General features: G+C 68.5%; 15 protein-coding genes. 7 read left to right on the top strand and 8 right to left on the bottom strand.

Annotation, left to right across the window (positions count from 1 at the left end):
* Positions 1 to 135 precede the first annotated feature (135 nt).
* The gene (locus ACYYG1_RS04575) at positions 136 to 462 is read left to right on the top strand and encodes a carboxymuconolactone decarboxylase family protein (protein WP_461209105.1); all 327 of its coding nucleotides are present in this window, start codon (positions 136 to 138) and stop codon (positions 460 to 462) included.
* 37 nt (positions 463 to 499) lie between these two features.
* On the top strand, positions 500 to 898 hold the full coding sequence (locus ACYYG1_RS04570; protein ID WP_461209104.1) for a PaaI family thioesterase: 399 nt from the start codon (positions 500 to 502) through the stop codon (positions 896 to 898).
* A 67-nt stretch (positions 899 to 965) separates the two neighbouring features.
* On the opposite strand, the gene ACYYG1_RS04565 is transcribed toward ACYYG1_RS04570, so the two are convergent.
* The 6 genes from ACYYG1_RS04565 to ACYYG1_RS04540 form a co-directional block, all read right to left on the bottom strand.
* Positions 966 to 1,274: a DUF6506 family protein gene (locus ACYYG1_RS04565; protein WP_461209103.1), complete on the bottom strand. Its 309-nt coding sequence runs from the start codon at positions 1,272 to 1,274 to the stop codon at positions 966 to 968.
* On the bottom strand, positions 1,271 to 2,290 hold the full coding sequence (locus tag ACYYG1_RS04560) for an ATP-NAD kinase family protein (RefSeq protein ID WP_461209102.1): 1,020 nt from the start codon (positions 2,288 to 2,290) through the stop codon (positions 1,271 to 1,273). Before ACYYG1_RS04560 ends, ACYYG1_RS04565 begins: the two co-directional genes overlap by 4 nt.
* Positions 2,291 to 2,374: 84 nt before the next feature.
* A complete protein-coding gene (locus tag ACYYG1_RS04555) occupies positions 2,375 to 3,346 on the bottom strand; it encodes an alpha-ketoacid dehydrogenase subunit beta (RefSeq protein WP_461209101.1) in 972 nt (323 codons plus the stop codon).
* 46 nt (positions 3,347 to 3,392) lie between these two features.
* Positions 3,393 to 4,352 (bottom strand): thiamine pyrophosphate-dependent dehydrogenase E1 component subunit alpha, encoded by a 960-nt coding sequence (locus ACYYG1_RS04550; RefSeq protein ID WP_461209100.1) that lies wholly within the window; start codon positions 4,350 to 4,352, stop codon positions 3,393 to 3,395.
* 13 nt (positions 4,353 to 4,365) lie between these two features.
* Complete coding sequence (locus ACYYG1_RS04545) at positions 4,366 to 4,791, bottom strand: Lin0512 family protein (RefSeq protein ID WP_461209099.1); 426 nt, start codon at positions 4,789 to 4,791, stop codon at positions 4,366 to 4,368.
* A gap of 9 nt (positions 4,792 to 4,800) precedes the next feature.
* The gene (locus ACYYG1_RS04540) at positions 4,801 to 6,177 is read right to left on the bottom strand and encodes a dihydrolipoamide acetyltransferase family protein (protein ID WP_461209098.1); all 1,377 of its coding nucleotides are present in this window, start codon (positions 6,175 to 6,177) and stop codon (positions 4,801 to 4,803) included.
* Between the two features lie 339 nt (positions 6,178 to 6,516).
* Here ACYYG1_RS04540 and ACYYG1_RS04535 point away from each other — a divergent pair, with 339 nt between their 5' ends.
* Entirely contained in the window at positions 6,517 to 8,574 is a 2,058-nt protein-coding gene (locus tag ACYYG1_RS04535; protein ID WP_461209097.1) for a sigma-54-dependent Fis family transcriptional regulator, read from the top strand.
* 253 nt (positions 8,575 to 8,827) lie between these two features.
* Here ACYYG1_RS04535 and ACYYG1_RS04530 read toward each other — a convergent pair whose 3' ends face one another.
* Positions 8,828 to 11,149 (bottom strand): cysteine synthase, encoded by a 2,322-nt coding sequence (locus ACYYG1_RS04530; protein WP_461209096.1) that lies wholly within the window; start codon positions 11,147 to 11,149, stop codon positions 8,828 to 8,830.
* A 139-nt stretch (positions 11,150 to 11,288) separates the two neighbouring features.
* Between ACYYG1_RS04530 and ACYYG1_RS04525 the strand changes: the two genes are divergently transcribed.
* Positions 11,289 to 13,058 carry a motility associated factor glycosyltransferase family protein gene (locus ACYYG1_RS04525; RefSeq protein WP_461209095.1) on the top strand — a complete coding sequence of 590 codons (1,770 nt, stop codon included), beginning with the start codon at positions 11,289 to 11,291 and terminating at the stop codon, positions 13,056 to 13,058.
* Between the two features lie 254 nt (positions 13,059 to 13,312).
* Positions 13,313 to 13,723, top strand: coding sequence for a VanZ family protein (locus ACYYG1_RS04520; protein WP_461209094.1), 411 nt, complete (start codon positions 13,313 to 13,315; stop codon positions 13,721 to 13,723).
* A gap of 60 nt (positions 13,724 to 13,783) precedes the next feature.
* Here ACYYG1_RS04520 and ACYYG1_RS04515 read toward each other — a convergent pair whose 3' ends face one another.
* On the bottom strand, positions 13,784 to 14,293 hold the full coding sequence (locus ACYYG1_RS04515; protein ID WP_461209093.1) for a 3D domain-containing protein: 510 nt from the start codon (positions 14,291 to 14,293) through the stop codon (positions 13,784 to 13,786).
* A gap of 135 nt (positions 14,294 to 14,428) precedes the next feature.
* On the opposite strand from ACYYG1_RS04515, the gene ACYYG1_RS04510 reads away from it, so the two are divergent.
* A complete protein-coding gene (locus ACYYG1_RS04510; RefSeq protein ID WP_461209092.1) occupies positions 14,429 to 15,058 on the top strand; it encodes a phosphatase PAP2 family protein in 630 nt (209 codons plus the stop codon).
* Positions 15,051 to 16,796, top strand: coding sequence for an ArnT family glycosyltransferase (locus ACYYG1_RS04505; protein ID WP_461209091.1), 1,746 nt, complete (start codon positions 15,051 to 15,053; stop codon positions 16,794 to 16,796). Before ACYYG1_RS04510 ends, ACYYG1_RS04505 begins: the two co-directional genes overlap by 8 nt.
* The last annotated feature ends 282 nt before the right edge of the window (positions 16,797 to 17,078 follow it).

Raw genomic sequence — 17,078 nt, 5'->3', positions numbered from 1 at the left:
GGCGGCGCGCCGGGCATGAACAATGAAACAAGCTGTAATTAAAAGATATATCGGCAAACCATCCAGACGTTCTCCCGAGGCATAGTCCTTGCTCATCCCGGGCATGGACCAACCTTCAACCCAGGAGAGAACGCCATGGATGCAGCGGAACAGGCATCGCAGACCCTTGCCAGGATGCAGCAGCGGGCCGAAAACGTGTTCACCCATTACCTCGATTTCACCAAGCAAATCGGCCAGTTCGGTCCCATCGACCACAAGACCCAGGAGCTGATCCTCACGGCCTGCGCCATGATGTCCCAGTGCGCGCCCTGCATCTCGTTGCACGTGCAGGGGGCGGCCAGCCTGGGGGCCACCAAGGAGGAGGTCCTGCAGGCGGCCATGCTGGCCATCTCCATGGGCGGGTCGCCCAAGATGATGTACATGCACAACGTATTCGAGGAAGTGGACGACCTCTACGACTGAGCCCTCTTGGGAGGGCCGAACTCCAACGGAGACTTGGATGACGAAGCTCGACGTGCGAACCCACCATGCCATCGACGCCACCCTCTGCGGCACGCCCGTGGAACTGGCCCCCGGCCACTGCGTGGTGCGCCTTGAAACCCTGCCCTGCATGGCCGCCGACGCCAGCGGCCTGGTGCACGGCGGGTTCGTGTTCGGCCTGGCGGACTACGCGGCCATGCTGGCCGTGAACCACCCCAACGTGGTGCTGGGCTCGGCCGAGACGCGCTTTCTCGCGCCCGTGCGCGCGGGCCAGACCGTGGAGGCCAGGGCCGCCTGCGACCCGGCCGAGGGCCGCAAGCACCAGGTGGAGGTGGAGGCCTTCTGCGAGGGCAAGCCCGTGTTCCGGGGGCACTTCACCTGCTTCGTCACCGAGCGCCACGTCCTGGCTCCGTCCTGACCCCGGACAAAACACGGGGCCGGAACCCGCGCGGGTCCCGGCCCTTTTTCATATCCCCGCCCGGCTCTCAGCCGAACAGCGTATCCCCGCTGACGTTGCCCAGGCCCGGGTGCACGTCGAAGCGCACCACGCCCACGGGCACGTCCACGGCCGCGGCCACGCGCGCCGCGCCCGCGTTGCCGAAGCCGCCGCAGAGTTCGATGGCCGCGATGCCCTCGTCGTCCACCAGTTCCCTGGCCAGGGCCTCGGCCTGGTCGTAGGAGCCCACGGCCACGGCCAACAGATGGACCTGGTCCGTGAGCACCCAATTCCTGTGGGTCCCGGGGTCGCCCTGAGGGGCGATGAAGATGAAGGCCGCCTTCAATGGTTCGCTCATGGTGTTTCTCCCGCTTTTTCGCTCTGCCGGTTGATGAAAAGTTCCCGTTCCCGGGCCAGATCCATGACCCGGGCCACGTCCACCACCCGGGGGCCGTCCGTGGTCAGGCGCACCGCGGCGCGGCTCCTGCGCCGCACCTCCACCTCGCGCTCCCCGTCCACGGCCACGATGCAGGGCGCGACGCCCACCTCGTGGATCTCCCCGGGCAGCATGGGCGTCGCGCGGTCCACGCCCACGCGCGCGAACATGCCCGGGGCGATGGCCGCCGTGACCGTGGCCAGGGCCCCGGGGCCGGTGGTCAGCTCCAGGGCCAGGCCCCGGGGGTCCTGAGGTTCGATGCGCGTGAGCTGGCCGCCGATGGAGGACAGGCCGATGGCGTCGGCCCGGCAGCGGGTCAAAAAGACCTGCGGCACCCGCTCCATCTCCCACACGGCGCGCGAGGCCATGAAGACCCCGTCGAAGACCGCCGCATCCACCAGGGCAACGTCCACGGCCTCGCCGTCCACCAGAATCTCGAACATGCAGGCCCGCGTGCAGGCCGCCTCCGGCGGAACCCGGCCCGTGGCCACCAGCCCGGCGGCCAGCCCGGCCACGGTGGCCTCGGCCATCACGGGGAAGACGTTGTTGGTGCCCGTGGACAGGGGCGCCAGGGGCACGGACACCGTGCCCTTGCACACCGCGCGGCTGGTGCCGTCGCCGCCCAGCACCAGCAGGACGCCCGCGCCCTGCGCGGCCATGATTTCCGCGGCCCGCACCGTGTCCTCCTGCGTGCCCGTCAGGCGCATCCCGATGGGCTCCACCGGGATGCCCGGCTCGATGGCGTTCAGGGCCCGGGGCACGATGCCGTAGGCGTCGGGCATGTACAGCACGCGCGAGACCCCGGCCTGCTCCAGGCCGAGGATCAACCGCCGCACCATGCGCACCTTCTCCTGGTTGTCGAACACGCTGCCGTGGGCCACCAGGCGGCGGATGTCCTTGCCGGACGCGGGATTGGCCACGATGCCTGCTATGCTCACCTGCCCTCCTCCCGCCCCGGTGGCGCGGGGAAGAGGCGGCCCGCGCCGCCCCTTCCGGGTTTGCGGTTCACGGTTGACGGTGTCTCAGCGGATGGACTTGACCGCGGCCACGATGTCCTCGACCCCGGGGATGTAGGCCTGCTCCAGGGGCGGGGAGAAGGGCACCGGGCAGAAGGGCGCGGCCACCCTGCGGATGGGCGCGTCCAGGTAGTCCAGGGCGTTCTCGGCCACCATGGCCGCGATCTCCGCCCCGGGCCCGGCGAAGCCCACGGCCTCGTGGGCCACCACCAGGGCGTGGGTCTTCCTCACGGATTCGAGGATGGTTTCCGCGTCCAGGGGCTGCAGGCAGCGCGGGTCCACCACCTCCACGGACAGGCCGTCCGCGGCCAGCTTGTCCGCGGCCGCCAGGGCCGTGTGCACCATCTGGGAGGTGGCCACCACGGTCACGTCCGCGCCCTCGCGCTTGACGTCGGCCTTGCCCAGCTCGATGGCGTAGCTCTCGTCGGGCACCTCGCCCTCCATGCCGTAGAGCAGCTTGTGCTCCAGGAAGACCACGGGATTGTCGTCGCGCATGGCGGAGACGAGCAGGCCCTTGGCGTCGTAGGGCGTGGACGGCATGACCACCTTCAGCCCGGGCACGTGCATGAACCACGACTCCAGGGACTGGGAATGCTGGGCCGCCGCGCCGATGCCCGCGCCCTGGGGCATGCGCAGGGTCATGGGCACCTTGGCCTTGCCCCCGAACATGAAGCGCATCTTGGCGGCCTGGTTGAACAGCTGGTCCAGGGCCACGCCGATGAAGTCCACGAACATCAATTCTGCCACGGGGCGCAGCCCGCTGGCCGCGGCGCCCGCAGCCGTGCCCACGATGGCGCTCTCGGTGATGGGGGTGTCGCGCACGCGCTCCTCCCCGAACTGGTCGAAGAGCCCCTGGGTCACGCCGAAGCAGCCGCCGAACTGGCCCACGTCCTCGCCGATGATGAAGACCCGCTCGTCCTGCTCCATCTCCTGTCTGAGGGCCTCGTTCAAGGCCTGCAGATAGCTTTTCTTGGACATATCGTCCCTCCGTAGCGTTTTGGATTGGGAATCGCGTCCGCGCGGCCTAGGCGTAGACGTCGTCCAGCAGCTCCGCGGCATCGGGCAGGGGGCTGGCCTTGGCGTGGTCCACGGCGTCGGCCACTTCCTGCTCGATGCGGGCCCTGATCTCCTTGACGGCCTTCCCGGTCAGGGTGCCGCTCTCCACGAGCTTGTCCTCGAAGCGCGGAATGGGGTCCTTGGCCACCCACTCGTCGAGCTCCTCGTCGCTGCGGTAGACGCAGGCGTCGCCTTCGAAATGGCCGCGCCAGCGGTAGGTCTTGCATTCGATGAGGGACGGGCCCTCGCCCTTGCGCGCCCGCTTCACGGCCTCGGTAACGGCCTCGTACACGGCCAACACGTCGTTGCCGTCCACCACCACGCCGGGCATGTCGTAGGCCGCGGCGCGGTCCGCGATGTCCACCACGGCCATGGACTTGCACTGCGGGCAGGAGATGCCGTAGCCGTTGTTCTCGTTGACGAAGACCAGGGGCAGCTTCCAGGCGCTGGCCATGTTCAGGGCCTCCTGGGTGGTGCCCTGGTTGGAGGCCCCGTCGCCGAAGAAGCAGACGGTCACGGAATCGGACTTGGTGTACTTGGCGGCCAGGGCCGAGCCCAGGGCCAGGGGGCCGCCCCCGCCCACGATGCCGTTGGCGCCCAGGATGCCCAAGTCGAAGTCCGCGATGTGCATGGACCCGCCCTTGCCCTTGCAGTAGCCGTTCCTGCGGCCGAAGATCTCGGCCATCATCTGCTTCACGTCCCCGCCCTTGGCCAGCAGATGCCCGTGGCCGCGGTGGGTGCTGGTGATCCTGTCCTCCCTGGTCAGCCCGGCGCACGCGCCCGTGGCCACCGCCTCCTCGCCGATGTAGAGGTGCACGAATCCGGGGATCTCGCCAGCCGCGAAGAATTCCTGCAGCTTGGTCTCGAACGTGCGGATTTTGAGCATGGTCTCGTACATCCTCACCCGTGTCTTCTTGTCGGGACTCATTGTTCCACCTCCGTTATGCGTTCCCCGCGGAGCACCCGCAGGACTGTATTCCGTTCGCAGGGCCCTGGTCCGCCCCCGCGTCCTCCAGGGACACGGTGAGCGCGGCGCAGGCCATGACGATGTTGCTGACCCCGGGGCCGAAGCAGGGGACCTCCAGGCCCGGGGCCAGGAGCCCGCCCCGGACCAGCTCCAGGGACTTCTCGCCGATGGGAATGGCTTCGAGCAGGGCCTCGCGGTCCACGGCACCGGGCTCGGGAACAGCCACCAGGGCGTGCACCCGCACCCCCTGGAAGCGGTCCCGGCCGCAGATCTCCAGGATGCCGCACAGGCAGACACGGGACACGGCGTCCCTGACCGCGCGCAGGGCGGCCTTGGTCATGTCCTGGCCGTGCAGGTCCGCGCCGTAGCCCAGCTCGATGGCGAATCGCTTGGTCCGCATGGTTGCCTCCTAGGCCAACATGAGCGCCGGGTTCTCCAGCATGTCCGCCAGATCGCGCAGGAAGTTCATGGCCGGCGCGCCGTCGGCCACCATGTGGTTGAAGGTCAGGGACAGGGTCATCATGCTGCGCACGCGGACCTCGCCCCCAAGCACCGCAGGCTTCTCCACCACGCGGCCCACGCCCAGGATGCCCGTCTCCGGCGGGTTGAGGATCGGGGTGAAGCCGTCCACGCCGAGCATGCTGACGTTGGTGATGGTGAAGGTGCCGCCGCTGATCTCGTCCATGGTCAGGCCGCCGTGCCTGGCCCGGCCCGCCACGTCGCGCACGCGCACGGACAGCTCCTCCAGGGAATAGGCGTCCGCGCCCTTGACGTTGGGCACGATGAGCCCCTGGTCCAGGGCCACGGCCACGCCCAGGTTCACGTTCCCGTGCAGGCGGATGCCCTCCTCGCCCAGGGTGGAGTTCAGCATGGGGTGCCGCTTGAGGGCCCGGCACACGGCAAAGCAGATGATGTCGTTGTAGGACATGCGGTAGTCGGGATTGCTGCGGTTGCGCCCGCGCAGGGCGTCGCGCAGCTCCACCATGGGCGTGACGTCGGCCTCCACGAAGGCCGTGAGCTGGGCCGCGCCCGCCAGGCTGGCGTGCATGTTGTCCGCGATGAGCTTGCGCATGCCCTCCATGGGCAGCAGCGTGTCCTCCCCGGGCGCGGGGGCGGGGGCGGGACCGGACGCCGAAGCGGCCGGGGCCGGAGCCGGGGCCTGGGCGGGCGCGGCGGACCGGCCCGCGCTGTAGGCCGGGTTCATGGCCCGCAGGATGTCGGCCTTGGTGATGCGCCCGCCCTCGCCGCTGCCCTGCACCAGGGCCAGGTCCAGGCCCTTTTCCCGGGCGAACTGCACGGCCTGGGGGCTGGCGTTGACCCGCGGCCCGGCGCCGGCCGCGGCCTGCACGTCCTTGGCGGTGACGCGCCCGTCCGGGCCGGTGCCCACCACGGCGGCCAGGTCCACGCCCAGCTCCCTGGCCAGCCTGCGCGCCGCGGGCATGGCCGGGACGAATTCCCCGTCCCCGGCCCTGGCCGCCGGGGCGACCCGCTGTTCGGCCGGGGCCTCGGAGGCCGCAACCCCCGGGGCCACGCGCTCCACAGCCTCGCCGGGCGCGGCGATGACGCCCACCACGGCCTGCACCGGGGCCACCTCGCCCTCGGGAACCACGATCTGGGCCAGGACCCCGTCGGCCCCGGCCTCCACCGCGTTGGTGATCTTGTCCGTCTCGACCTCGAACAGCGCCTCGCCCTTTTGCACGGCCTCGCCTTCGGCCTTGAGCCAGCGGACGATCTTTCCTTCCTTCATGGTCAGGCCCCATTTGGGCATGAGCACATCGTGAGCCATGACAGGTCCTCCTGTAGTTGCAGATGACATGGCAACGATTGCAACACAGGTGCCACCAAATTAATCGATAAATTACATTGTATTATTAAATCAGGATCGGGATACGCATTGCCTTCTGTTCCAGAACGGTACACAATGAAATATATATGGGAAGAGTCCCTCGCCACGGACACGGCCCCCGGCACGCGCCCATGGCCGCAAAGGCGGCCCCGGGCGATGTTCGAAAATCGAACACTTGACGCGGCCCCGGGGATGGACAACCAGTGATCATCAAGGACTCTTCGACAGCCCGGTGAATAGCCCCTGAACGCACCGCGAACGGTCAGTCAGGAGAGATTCATGTACTCGCTCTACAGGGACAAGAACGGCTTCGGCGTACGCCGGGACGGCTCCGGGAATCCGCCGCAGAGCCCGGACATCCCGGGCCCCCGGCGGGTGAAGACCCCCAGCGTGGGCTACGTCCAGTGGAAGGCGTTCATGGACAAGGGCGCCGTGCGCGGCCCGCAGCCCGACAAGGCGCTCCTGGACTCCTGGCGGCGCTGCCGGGAGATGGATGTGGACCCGGACCCGCGCAGCTGCTGGGACTTCACGCCCATGAGCCGCATGGCGCCCTTCACCGCGACGCTGACGGACATCGGCGGCGACATCGAGGCCGAGACCTACAAGGCCATCAAGGGCAAGAACCTGCTCATCACCATCACCGACGCCAAGGGCCGCGTGGCGCGCACCTGCGGCGACCTCTCCACCCTGCGCCAGGCGGACAGGCTGAACTTCGGGCCCGGGGCCAACTGGGGCGAGTCCAGCGTGGGCACCAACGCCATCGGCACGGCCCTGGCCACCGGGCGGCCCATGCAGGTCTTCGGGGAAGAGCATTTCTGCCGCAGCCACCACCCCTGGGGCTGCACCGCGGCCCCGGTCTTCGACCCCCTGGGCGCCGTCTGGGGCTGCTTCGACATCTCCGGGCCCATGGAATCCGACCACTCCACGACCTTCGGGCTGGTGGTGGGCGCGGCCAGGGAGCTGGAAAAACGCCTTTGGCGCAAGCATCTGGCGGCCATGGAAGGCAGGTTCTGCTCCCTGTTCTCGGCCATGTTCAACTCCGTGCTCACGGGCATGCTCTCCGTGGACGGCCAGGGCCGCGTCAGCGGGGCCAACGGCGCGGCCGAATCCCTGCTGGGACGGCCCGGGAGCCTGCGCGGGCGCAGGGTCGACGAGTTCTTCGACTTCGACGTGTTCCTGGCCCGGCAAAAGCACGACTCGCCCCGGGCCGAACCCGTGCCCCTGAAATGCCTGACCAACCCCCGGCTCATGGCCCAGGCCGCGCCGGTGTTCGCGGCGGACGGGACCTGGTGCGACACGGTGATCTCCGTGTCCGAGCCCCAGCGCGTCAAGCCCCGGGACGCGGCCAAGCCCGACGCCCTCCCGTCCGACGCACGCGGGGAAGGCGGCGCGCCCAGGGGGTTCGAGGACATCCTGTTCCGCAGCCGGATCATGGCCCAGGCCATCGGCAAGGCCGCCAACGCGGCCAGGACCCCGTCCACGGTGCTGCTCACGGGCGAATCGGGCACGGGCAAGGAACTCTTCGCCCGGGGCATCCACCGGGCCGGGCCGCGCGCGAACGGCCCCTTCGTGGCCGTGAACTGCGGCGCGCTGCCCGAGAAGCTGATCCAGAGCGAACTCTTCGGCTATTGCGGCGGGGCCTTCACGGGCGCGGACCGCAAGGGGCGCAGCGGCAAGTTCCAGCAGGCCGACAAAGGCGTGCTGTTCCTGGACGAGATATCCGAGATGCCGCTGAGCATGCAGGTCAACCTGCTGCGGGCCCTGGAGGAACGGGCCGTGGTGCCCGTGGGCGGAACGCGGCCCCTGGCCGTGGACGTGAAGGTCGTGGCCGCCACCAACCGCGATTTGGCGGCGCTGGTGGCCGAGAGCGCCTTCCGCGAGGACCTCTACTACCGCATCAACGTGGTGGGCATCCGCATCCCGCCGCTGCGCGAGCGGTCCGAGGACGTGCCGCTGCTGGCCGAGCGCCACGCGCGGCGGCTGTGCGAGGAGTTCGGCCTGCGCTTCGCGGGCCTGGACGCGCAGTTCATGGAGGTCCTGGCGCGTCACCAATGGCCGGGCAACGTGCGCGAGCTCTTCAACTGCGTGGAGCACGCGGTGAACACCATGCAGGACGGGATCATCGAACCCCGGCACCTGCCCGGCTACCTGAACGCGGCCCCCCGGGCAGCCCGGAAGCCGGAAGCGGGCGGATTCCGCCTCAAGAGCGTGGAGGCCGAGACCATCCGCGAGGCCCTGCGCTACCACTCGGGCAACGTCAGCCGCGCGGCCAGGGCCCTGGGCATCGGCCGAAACACCCTGTACGCCAAGATGCAGAAATTCGGCATCCGCGGCTGACCCTCGACGCAAAAAAGGCCGCGCAAAGCGCGGCCTTTTTTGTTTTCACGAATCGCAGGGCCAGCAAGCAGATCGTTCAAAAATGGAGAGATGCAAGGCGCAAGGAAACTGCAAGACCGACGACCGACTAGCTGTTAGGCGAATCTTCGAGCCTTACAGATATTGAGAGCAGAGCTGTACTCCCCGTACGCGAGGTTTTGCAGTTTTCGCAGCAGCGAAGCGACGCAGCAGATCGCCGCTTTTCAGCGGTCTGCTAGGTTTCGTAGAGGCGCGCTCCCTGTGGCGTATCCTCCACGCGCCAGCCCGCCTTGGCCAGCTCGTCGCGCAGGGCGTCGGCCTGGGCGAAGTCCCGGGCCGCCCGGGCCACCTCGCGCCTGTTCACCAGGTCCACGGCCTCGCGCGGCCAGGCCGTGGGCGAAACGGGCAGGGCCGAGGCGTCCAGGATGCCCAGGGCCTTGTCCATGGACGACAGCCGCCCGGAGCAGGCCCGGGCCTCGTCCAGGGTCAACCGGCCCTGGCCCAGGCGGCGCTTGACGCCTCGGCAGAAGGCGAACAGTTCCGGCCAGTAGGCGTACAGGGCCAGGTCCTTGTCCAGGGCCTCGCGCAGGGAGCCCTTGGCGTCCACCAGGAGCTGCTCCACCTCCGGGCCCACGCCCCCGCCCTCGCCTCCGGGCAGGGACGCCAGGGACGCGGCCAAGTCCTGCACGGTGCGCTGGTTCCTGGCCCACATCTCCAGGGTCGGGCGCGAGAAATCCAGGGGCTTGTGATAGCCCGCGGACATCAGCCACATGCGCAGGGCCGCCGGGGCGTAGCCCCCGGCCAGGAGCGCACCCAGGTTGGCCTGGGGGAAGGCGTCCCCGGCCTTGTCGCCGTGGGCCTCGGGCTCGGCCACGGGCCGGGCCGCCATCCAGGCGCAGCCCGCGCCCCCGCCGCCCGCGGCCCACAGGGCGCGCAGGTTCTCCATGTGCGGGAAGCGATGGGCCTCGCCGCCCAGGAACACGTCGGGCGCGCCCAGGGCGCAGAGCGCAGCGGAGGCCATCTGCAGGAACCAGCTCGGCCGCACGTTGCCCCAGCTGGTCTGCCAAAATTCGCCGTCCTTGATGTCCTGCAGGGTGGCGCGCTTGAGCAGGGTGAAGTCCTGGGGGTTGGCCTTCACGTAGTCGGCCAGGTCCACGGTCTTGCCCAGGGAGAGCTTGTCCATGTCCATGTCCGTGAGCCGCCCGTAATCCGCGTCGCGCAGCACGTCGAAATACACGCTTCGGAGCTTCTCGTAGGCCAGGCCCGAGGCCAGGAGCTTTTCGCACAGGCGCGTGCAGGCGTCCATGCACTCCCCGGCCAGGGGGAAGACCACGCGCCCGGACATGCCCAGCAGCGCGGCCCTGGCCTCGATGTCCTCGCGCACCGAGGCGGCGAAGACCGCGCGCGGCATGTGCGCGGCGCGGGCCGCGGCCATGGTGCGGTCGTCCAGGTCCGCCAGCCCGGCGGCCACGCGGACCTCGGCGCCGTCCTGCTCCAGGCGGCGCGCCAGCACGTCCAGCAGCACCAAGCGCCGCCAGAACTCGGGAACGTCCCAGTTGTCCAGGCTCGGGCCCACGGTGTACAGGGACAGGCCGCCCTCGCGCGCCGTCAGGCAGGCGTCGCCCCCTGCCGCGCCGCTGATGCGCACCCCGCGCTCCTCGCGCTGGGCGAACAGCGTGGTGGACAGATAGCGTTCGCCCCCGTCGGGCATGATGACCACCACCAAGCCCTTGTCCAGGCCCTGGGCCACCTTCAGGGCCCCGGCCATGGCCGCGCCCGAGCTCATGCCCACGAGGAGCCCCTCCTCGCGCGCCAGGCGGCGGCAGAGTTCGAAGGACTCCTCGTCCTCCACGTGCACCACGTCGTCCAGCATGTGCTTGTTGTAGATGCCCGGGGGATAGGACTCCTGCATGTTCTTCAGACCCTGGATCTTGTGGCGGGCGTAGGGCTCCACCGCCACCACCCGCACCTCGGGCGAAAATTCCTTGAGGCCCTTGACCAGGCCCATGGCCGTGCCCGAGGTGCCCAGGGCGGCCACCACGTGGGTCACCCTGCCCTCGGTGGCCTCCCAGATCTCGCGCGCGGTGTTGGCGCGGTGGGCCTCGATGCAGGCGGGGTTGTTGTACTGGTCCATGAGCACGTAGGTCTCGGGCTCCTCGCGGGCCAGGCGGTAGGCCTCCTCGATGGCCCCGTCCGTGGCCAGGCGGCCCTCGGTGAGCACGATATCGGCCCCGTAGGCGCGCATGATGCGCTTGCGCTCCTCCGAGGCGGTCTCGGGCATGAGCAGCTTGAGCTTGTAGCCCTTGACCGCACAGGCCATGGCCAGGCCGATGCCCGTGTTGCCCGAAGTGGGCTCGATGATGACCTTGCCCGGAGCCAGCTCCCCGGCGGCCTCGGCGGCCTCGATCATGGCCGAGGCCACGCGGTCCTTGATGGACCCGCCGGGATTGAAGAACTCGACCTTCGCCAAAAACTCGACGCTTCCCGGAGGGGCCACGCGGTTCAGACGCACCAGGGGCGTCTTGCCCGTCAGCTGCAGGATGTTCTCATAAATCATTATATTTCCGATTGTTATACTTTCGCCCCCACGGAGCGCGCTGGCCGGCCTGAGGCCCGGCCAATGGCCTGCGCGGGTGGCAGGGTCCTTGCATTTCCTGGCCGACCCAGACCGTAAACCCGTACAGCGAGCCGAAACCATGGAACTGTTCAAATACCTGGAAAAGAACCTCGAAGCCCTGGAAGCCAAGGGCTCTCCCGTCGCGCCCTGGCTCAAGGGCCAGGATTCTGACCCGAACGCTCTGGAAAAGCAACTGGTGGCCAACCGCCACGGCCTGCTCGACCTGCCCCTTGGCGAGAACAAGCTCCTGTTCGGCGACGCGACGCCCCAATTTTTCTATCATCGCTGGCAGCCTACGGAAAAGGCCGAAAAAAGCGCCACGGTGCTCATCGGCTGCAACCTGGGCTACGGCCTGAACCACGTGCTGACCACGCATCCGCCCTCGCACGGGGTGCTGGTCATGGAGCCCCGGCCCGAGATGCTCGCGGCCTGCCTGGCCCTCACGGACTACACGCCCTTCATCAACCAGGGCCGCCTGCGGTTCCTGCCGCCCGACGAGCCCGTGCTGTACAAGGCCCTGTGCCGGCTGGACCTGCAGTTCATCTACGGCGCGGTGCAGCTGCGCGCGGACCTGCCCAGCTCCCAGATGGGCCCCGAATACGCCAAATGGTCGGCCACGGCCAAGCGCAACATGGAAAATATCGCCATGGAGCTGGTGACCCTCAGAAACCGCCAGGACACCATGGTGGACAACGAGATCGCCAACTTCCGCCAGGCCTTCGCCAACGGCAGCATAAACTCCCTGGAGGGCGCGGCCAAGGGCCTGACCGCCGTGGTCCTGGGCGCGGGCCCGTCCCTGGCCGAATTCGGCCCGGCCCTGGCCCAGAACCCCGGGCAAGCCTTCTACGCCACGGCCCTGCAGACCCTGCCCGCGGTGCACGCCCAGGGCCTGACCCCGCACCTGTGCATGGCCATCGACTACAGCCAGGGCATCCAGCGGGTCTTCGAGCGCCTGGACATGGACTGGGCCTCGCGCATCCCGCTGATCTACTCCACCAAGGTCCAGCCCGAGGTTGTGCGCCGCTATCCCGGCCCCGCCATCCCCATGTGGACCTTGGGCGGGCTGGCCACCTTCATCATCAAGGAACGCGAGCACGTCATCGACGCGGGCGGCAACGTCAGCGTGGCCCTGTTGCGCTTCCTCGCCTGGTGCGGGGCAGAGCGCATCGTGCTGGCGGGCCAGGACTTCGCCTGGAAGGGCGAACGCAGCCACGTGGCCGGCCACCACGCCCAGACCGTGCGCCGCGACTTCGACCCCAAGCGCCACGTGCGCATGACCAACATGGACGGCAAGGAAGTCATCTCGGCCATGTCCTACGTCACGGCCCAGCGCGACATGCAGGCCGACGTGCAGCGCATGGCCATCCCGGTATTCAACCTCTACGGCGGCGGCTTGGAAATCAAGGGCTCCGTGGCCCTGGGCCTGGACGACCTGTACGCCGAAAACCTTCTGGATTCCGAGGAGGGCAGCCTCGGGACCTTCACCGACGCCCTGGACGCGGCGCGCGCCCCCAGGTCCGTGCCCGTGTTCAAGCCGCGCCTGGCGGCCTGGACCACCTCGCTCAAATCCGTGCAAAAACGCCTCTACAAGCTCTTCCAGCATTCGGCCAAGCGCCAGGGGGAAATCCGGGGCGTCCTGAACCACGTGCTCATGTTCCTGAGGCAGGACCCGCTGTACACCCCGTACCTGTACAACGAATTCATGGACGTGGCCGCCATGGCCAAGCTGGGCGGCGTCCACCGCATGCAGGACTTCGTGCGCCTGAAGCAGCTCTTCGTGCGCGTGCTGGAGAAGGTCAAGCACGTCGACGATGAGTTAAGCGTCAACGCCAAAACCCGCGCCGCCTAGCCCCCAGGCTGCCCCAAAACGCACGTCTGCTTCGTTGCTGCGGACACCGCAAACCCTCGCGTATTGTGGAATACGCGTCGGTCTTGCGGTGTCCTTGCGCCTTGCATCCGCACATTTTGGGGCAGCCTGGGGCACCAGCCAAGCTCATCATCAAAAGGCAGCCCTACCTTCGACGCCCCGGCTCCACGGCCGTCGGTCATGGAATTCCGGGCAGCCTTGCCCCTCCCTTCGGCCGGGCGTAGGGTGGCCGCGCCATGTCCAGGAACCATCCCCTGATACTCGCCCTGTGGGCCGCCTCGGTGGCTGTTGTGGGTTGGGCGTCCCTGACGCCCGGGCTGGAGAGCGCCCCGGTCCTTGGGCGCGCGCTCCTGCATTTGGCGGCCTACGCCTGGCTGGGAATGCTGCCCATGCTGGGCCTGGGCGCGCGCCGCGCGGCCATCACCGGGGCCGGGACCATGATCTTCCTGGGCGCGGGACTGGAGGTGGCCCGGGCCTTCGTGCCGCAGCTGGCCCCGTCCTTCCTCGGCCTGGCTGCGGACATCCTGGGCGTGGCGCTGGGCATGCGCCTGGGCGTGCGCCTCAAAATCCGCGCCCACCTCAGGCAAAGCGGCATGGACCGCCACTACCACGGCGACGGTTCCCGCAAGGCCCCGCCCCGCTCCTGACTCCCCACGCAAAAAAAATGCGCCCGTTGCCGGACGCCGATAATTACACGAGCGCCGCCGCTAACTGTCGAGCAGGCTGGCCCGCAGGGTCCGCTTGCCGAAGCCCAGGGCGGAGTCGGTGTCGTACATGAAGATGTCGATCTGGTTGCGCTTTTCCGGGGCCATGAGGTCGTCGATGGTGAACATGCCCAGACCCTTCAGATAGATCTTGCGGCCAAAGACCCAGCCCGAGTCGAACAGGTCCCGCGACACGGCCACGATGCCCTGGCGCACGGGGTTGTTGCTGGCCGTGAGGTAGGGGGTAGAATCGGTCTCGCGCATGCGCGGGCTGTAGGCCGTGACCGTGACCTCGCGGCTGCGCTTGAGGTCCAGGATGGTCTTGCGGTTGTCCAGGATGAGCTTGGCGAACAGGCCGCCCACGTCCCCGGAGGCCTGCTGGCGGACCTGGATCTCGCTCAGGCGCTCGCCCTGGGCGACCAGGCGGGACTCCAGGCCGGCGATGCGGGTCTCCTGCAGCCAGGCCACCGCCCCCAGGGCCACTATGAGCAGCAAAACAAAGGTCCGGTACATGCTTCTCCTCCCAGGGGCCGCGCCGGAAGCGCGGGCGTCCGGGGCCAGTATACCGTGTCGCGCGTTTTGCTGTGAAGCCTTTTTTCCTGCGCCCCGCTCCTTGCCTTGCCTGGCCCCGTACCCTATAGGGAACGCATGCGATACGCATCCTTGGCCGGGCACTACCTGCTGATCTCGGCCCCCCTGCTCTTCGTCCTGGCCCTGGAGTACCTGCTCATCGGACCCGAGCGGGACGTGCTCCAGTTCTTCCGTTTGCACAAGGCCGACTGGCCCGCGCTGGGATCGGCGTTCTCCGTGGCCACCAACTGGGGAAACCCCTTCATGTACCTGGCCTTTGCCGGGATATTCGTGCACGGCCTGTGGCGCAACGACTCGCGACGCGTGCGCTACGTGCTGACCTACATCGTGGTCCAGCTGGTGGTCTGCCTGGCCCTGGTGAACCTGGTCAAGATGGGCCTGGGCCGCCCCCGTCCCGAGACCGGGGAGTTCATCAACCATTTCATGACCCTGGACTCCCTGTACCATTCCCTGCCCTCGGGCCACACTGCGGAATTCACGGGCACCTGCCTGGCCCTGGGCCTGTGGGTGCGCAGATTCCCGCACTCCCTGCTGCTGGGCGTGCTGCTGGCCTTCATGGGTTTTTCGCGCATTTATCTCAACCACCACTACCCTTCGGACGTCCTCTTCGGCTGGATGTTCGGCTCCCTGGCCGGATGGGCCACCTACGCATTCGGCGGGGGCAAGGATTCGCCCTACCATGAATAAGCTCTTCACCCGCCTGTTCACGGCCGCGGCCTTCGCGCCCCTGTTCTTCCTCCTGGGCGTCCTGGCCCTGCAGACCGTGTTCGCCCTGGACAGCCGGGCCCTGTGGTTCTCCGACGAGATCCGCTACGCCAACGTCTTCGAGCACGTGACCCAGGCGGGCAAATGGCTGGTCATGTACCTCAACGGCGTGCCCTATCCGGACAAGCCCCCCGTGTACTTCTGGTTCCTGGCCGGGCTGTTGCCCGTGTTCAAGGCCCCGGTGCCCGCGCTGTTCATGGCCGGGGCGGCCCTGTCGGGCCTGCTGTTCCTGGCGGCCACCTGCGCTCTGAACCGATTGGTGCTGCGCGGGGGCCGCGAAACCGGCCTGGCCGCCGGTCTGGTGCTGCTGACCTGCTTCTATTTCCTGGGCCTGACCCACTACTCGCGCATGGACCTTCTGTTCGCGGCCCTGATCACGGCCTCGGAGGTCTGCCTGTTCCGGGCCCTGGAGCGCGAGCGGGCCACGGGCTTGGCCATCGCCGCCTTTGTCCTGGCCGGCGTCGCCACCCTGACCAAGGGCCCCCTGGGCCTGGTCTTCCCCCTGCTCACGGGTCTGCTCTACTGCCTGTGGCGCGGACGCGCGCGGCGCTTTTTCCGCCGCGACGTGGGCCTGGGGCTCCTGGCCTGCCTGCTGCTCCTGGGGGCCTGGGTGGGCGCGGCCTGGCTGGGCGGGGAGCGCGAGCTGGTGGAGAATATCTTCTACAAGCAGATCTACCGCCGCGCCGTGAACGCCTCGCACCACGAGCAGCCCTTCTGGCACTACTTCGCCACCCTGCCCGCGGCCTGGCTGCCCTGGACCTTCGTGCTCGCGGCCCTGCCGCTTACGCGGCTGTTCAGCGCGGGCTTCTGGAAGGGTGTAATCGGCTCCCGCAAGACCGCCGACCCGGGCCTGGCCTGGCTGTGGATCGCCGCGCTCTCGGGCTTCATCCTGCTGTCCAGCCTGTCCACCAAGATCGTGGTCTACCTGCTGCCCCTGTTCCCGCCTTTGGCGCTGCTCACGGCGCGGGCGCTCCTGGGCATGAACGAGACCGGAGTGCGGCGGCTGTACCTCTGGATAGGCGGGCTGTTCGCGTTCATGGCCCTGAGCCTGCCCTTCGGCAACTATTTCGTGGACTGGCCCATCGAGATCAAGGGCCTGTGGTGGATGGCCCTGGCCTCGGCCCTGGCCGCGGCGATCCTGATCCGCTTCGCGCGGACCATGTCCCCGGGCGGGGCGCTCCTGGTCCTGGCCCTGGTGGTCACGGCCTGGATCCAGCCCCTGACCCAGATCACCCTGCCCTCCCTGGACGGGGCCATGAGCCCCAAGGCCCAGGCCGAGACCATGGGCAACTACATCGACCGGGGCTACACGCCCGTGGCCTACAATATCTACTCCGGGGTCTACACCTACTACTGCGGCCACAACATCCTGGAGACCCAGGACCTGGAGCTCATCGAGCGCATGACCCGCGAGCAACCGCGCCTGGTGCTGGGCATGCAGCGCAAGTATTGGGACGCCTGGGAAAACCGGCCCCCGTCCCTGCGCGTGGTGCATGAGCAGTGGATCGTGGACCGGCCCTATGTGCTGGCCGTGCAGGACGCGGCCACGGGCCGCCCGACGCCGGAGGCCGAACCCGAGGCCGCCGAGCCCGAAGCCGGGCCCGCCGTCCAGCCGTCGCCCCAGGAGCCGGAGCCCGCGGCCCCGGCCGCCGCTCAATAGCCCCCCGAGGCCTTTCCTGATCAATCGCCAAGCGGCGTGGGGCCTGCCCCGCGCCGCTTCTTGCGCCGCCCGCAGTCCGGGAACCCGGACTATTCCTTTGTTTTATCCGATAATTCAGACTCCCTCTCTATGCCCGCGTCCCGAACGCCCTGACGCATATATTTGCAACCAACCGCAATTATATTGCTTTCCTATTTAATATTTAAAATATGTCAGCACCTATAGAAATGGCTCAGGCCTTGCATCGAATATGTGATTTGCAGCCAACCGCTCGCCGGAAGA

Source organism: Desulfocurvus sp. DL1XJH-121, from assembly GCF_054819825.1.
This window is presented reverse-complemented; position numbering and strand designations above follow the sequence as displayed.

What these genes read in the sequence shown, in the direction of transcription:
- ACYYG1_RS04550 (WP_461209100.1), bottom strand. Translation starts at nt 4,352, where the DNA reads ATGAGTCCCGACAAGAAGACACGGGTGAGGATGTACGAGACCATGCTC.
- ACYYG1_RS04575 (WP_461209105.1), top strand. Translation starts at nt 136, where the DNA reads ATGGATGCAGCGGAACAGGCATCGCAGACCCTTGCCAGGATGCAGCAG.
- ACYYG1_RS04545 (WP_461209099.1), bottom strand. Translation starts at nt 4,791, where the DNA reads ATGCGGACCAAGCGATTCGCCATCGAGCTGGGCTACGGCGCGGACCTG.
- ACYYG1_RS04530 (WP_461209096.1), bottom strand. Translation starts at nt 11,149, where the DNA reads ATGATTTATGAGAACATCCTGCAGCTGACGGGCAAGACGCCCCTGGTG.
- ACYYG1_RS04520 (WP_461209094.1), top strand. Translation starts at nt 13,313, where the DNA reads ATGTCCAGGAACCATCCCCTGATACTCGCCCTGTGGGCCGCCTCGGTG.
- ACYYG1_RS04525 (WP_461209095.1), top strand. Translation starts at nt 11,289, where the DNA reads ATGGAACTGTTCAAATACCTGGAAAAGAACCTCGAAGCCCTGGAAGCC.
- ACYYG1_RS04570 (WP_461209104.1), top strand. Translation starts at nt 500, where the DNA reads ATGACGAAGCTCGACGTGCGAACCCACCATGCCATCGACGCCACCCTC.
- ACYYG1_RS04515 (WP_461209093.1), bottom strand. Translation starts at nt 14,293, where the DNA reads ATGTACCGGACCTTTGTTTTGCTGCTCATAGTGGCCCTGGGGGCGGTG.
- ACYYG1_RS04540 (WP_461209098.1), bottom strand. Translation starts at nt 6,177, where the DNA reads ATGGCTCACGATGTGCTCATGCCCAAATGGGGCCTGACCATGAAGGAA.
- ACYYG1_RS04555 (WP_461209101.1), bottom strand. Translation starts at nt 3,346, where the DNA reads ATGTCCAAGAAAAGCTATCTGCAGGCCTTGAACGAGGCCCTCAGACAG.
- ACYYG1_RS04510 (WP_461209092.1), top strand. Translation starts at nt 14,429, where the DNA reads ATGCGATACGCATCCTTGGCCGGGCACTACCTGCTGATCTCGGCCCCC.
- ACYYG1_RS04505 (WP_461209091.1), top strand. Translation starts at nt 15,051, where the DNA reads ATGAATAAGCTCTTCACCCGCCTGTTCACGGCCGCGGCCTTCGCGCCC.
- ACYYG1_RS04535 (WP_461209097.1), top strand. Translation starts at nt 6,517, where the DNA reads ATGTACTCGCTCTACAGGGACAAGAACGGCTTCGGCGTACGCCGGGAC.
- ACYYG1_RS04565 (WP_461209103.1), bottom strand. Translation starts at nt 1,274, where the DNA reads ATGAGCGAACCATTGAAGGCGGCCTTCATCTTCATCGCCCCTCAGGGC.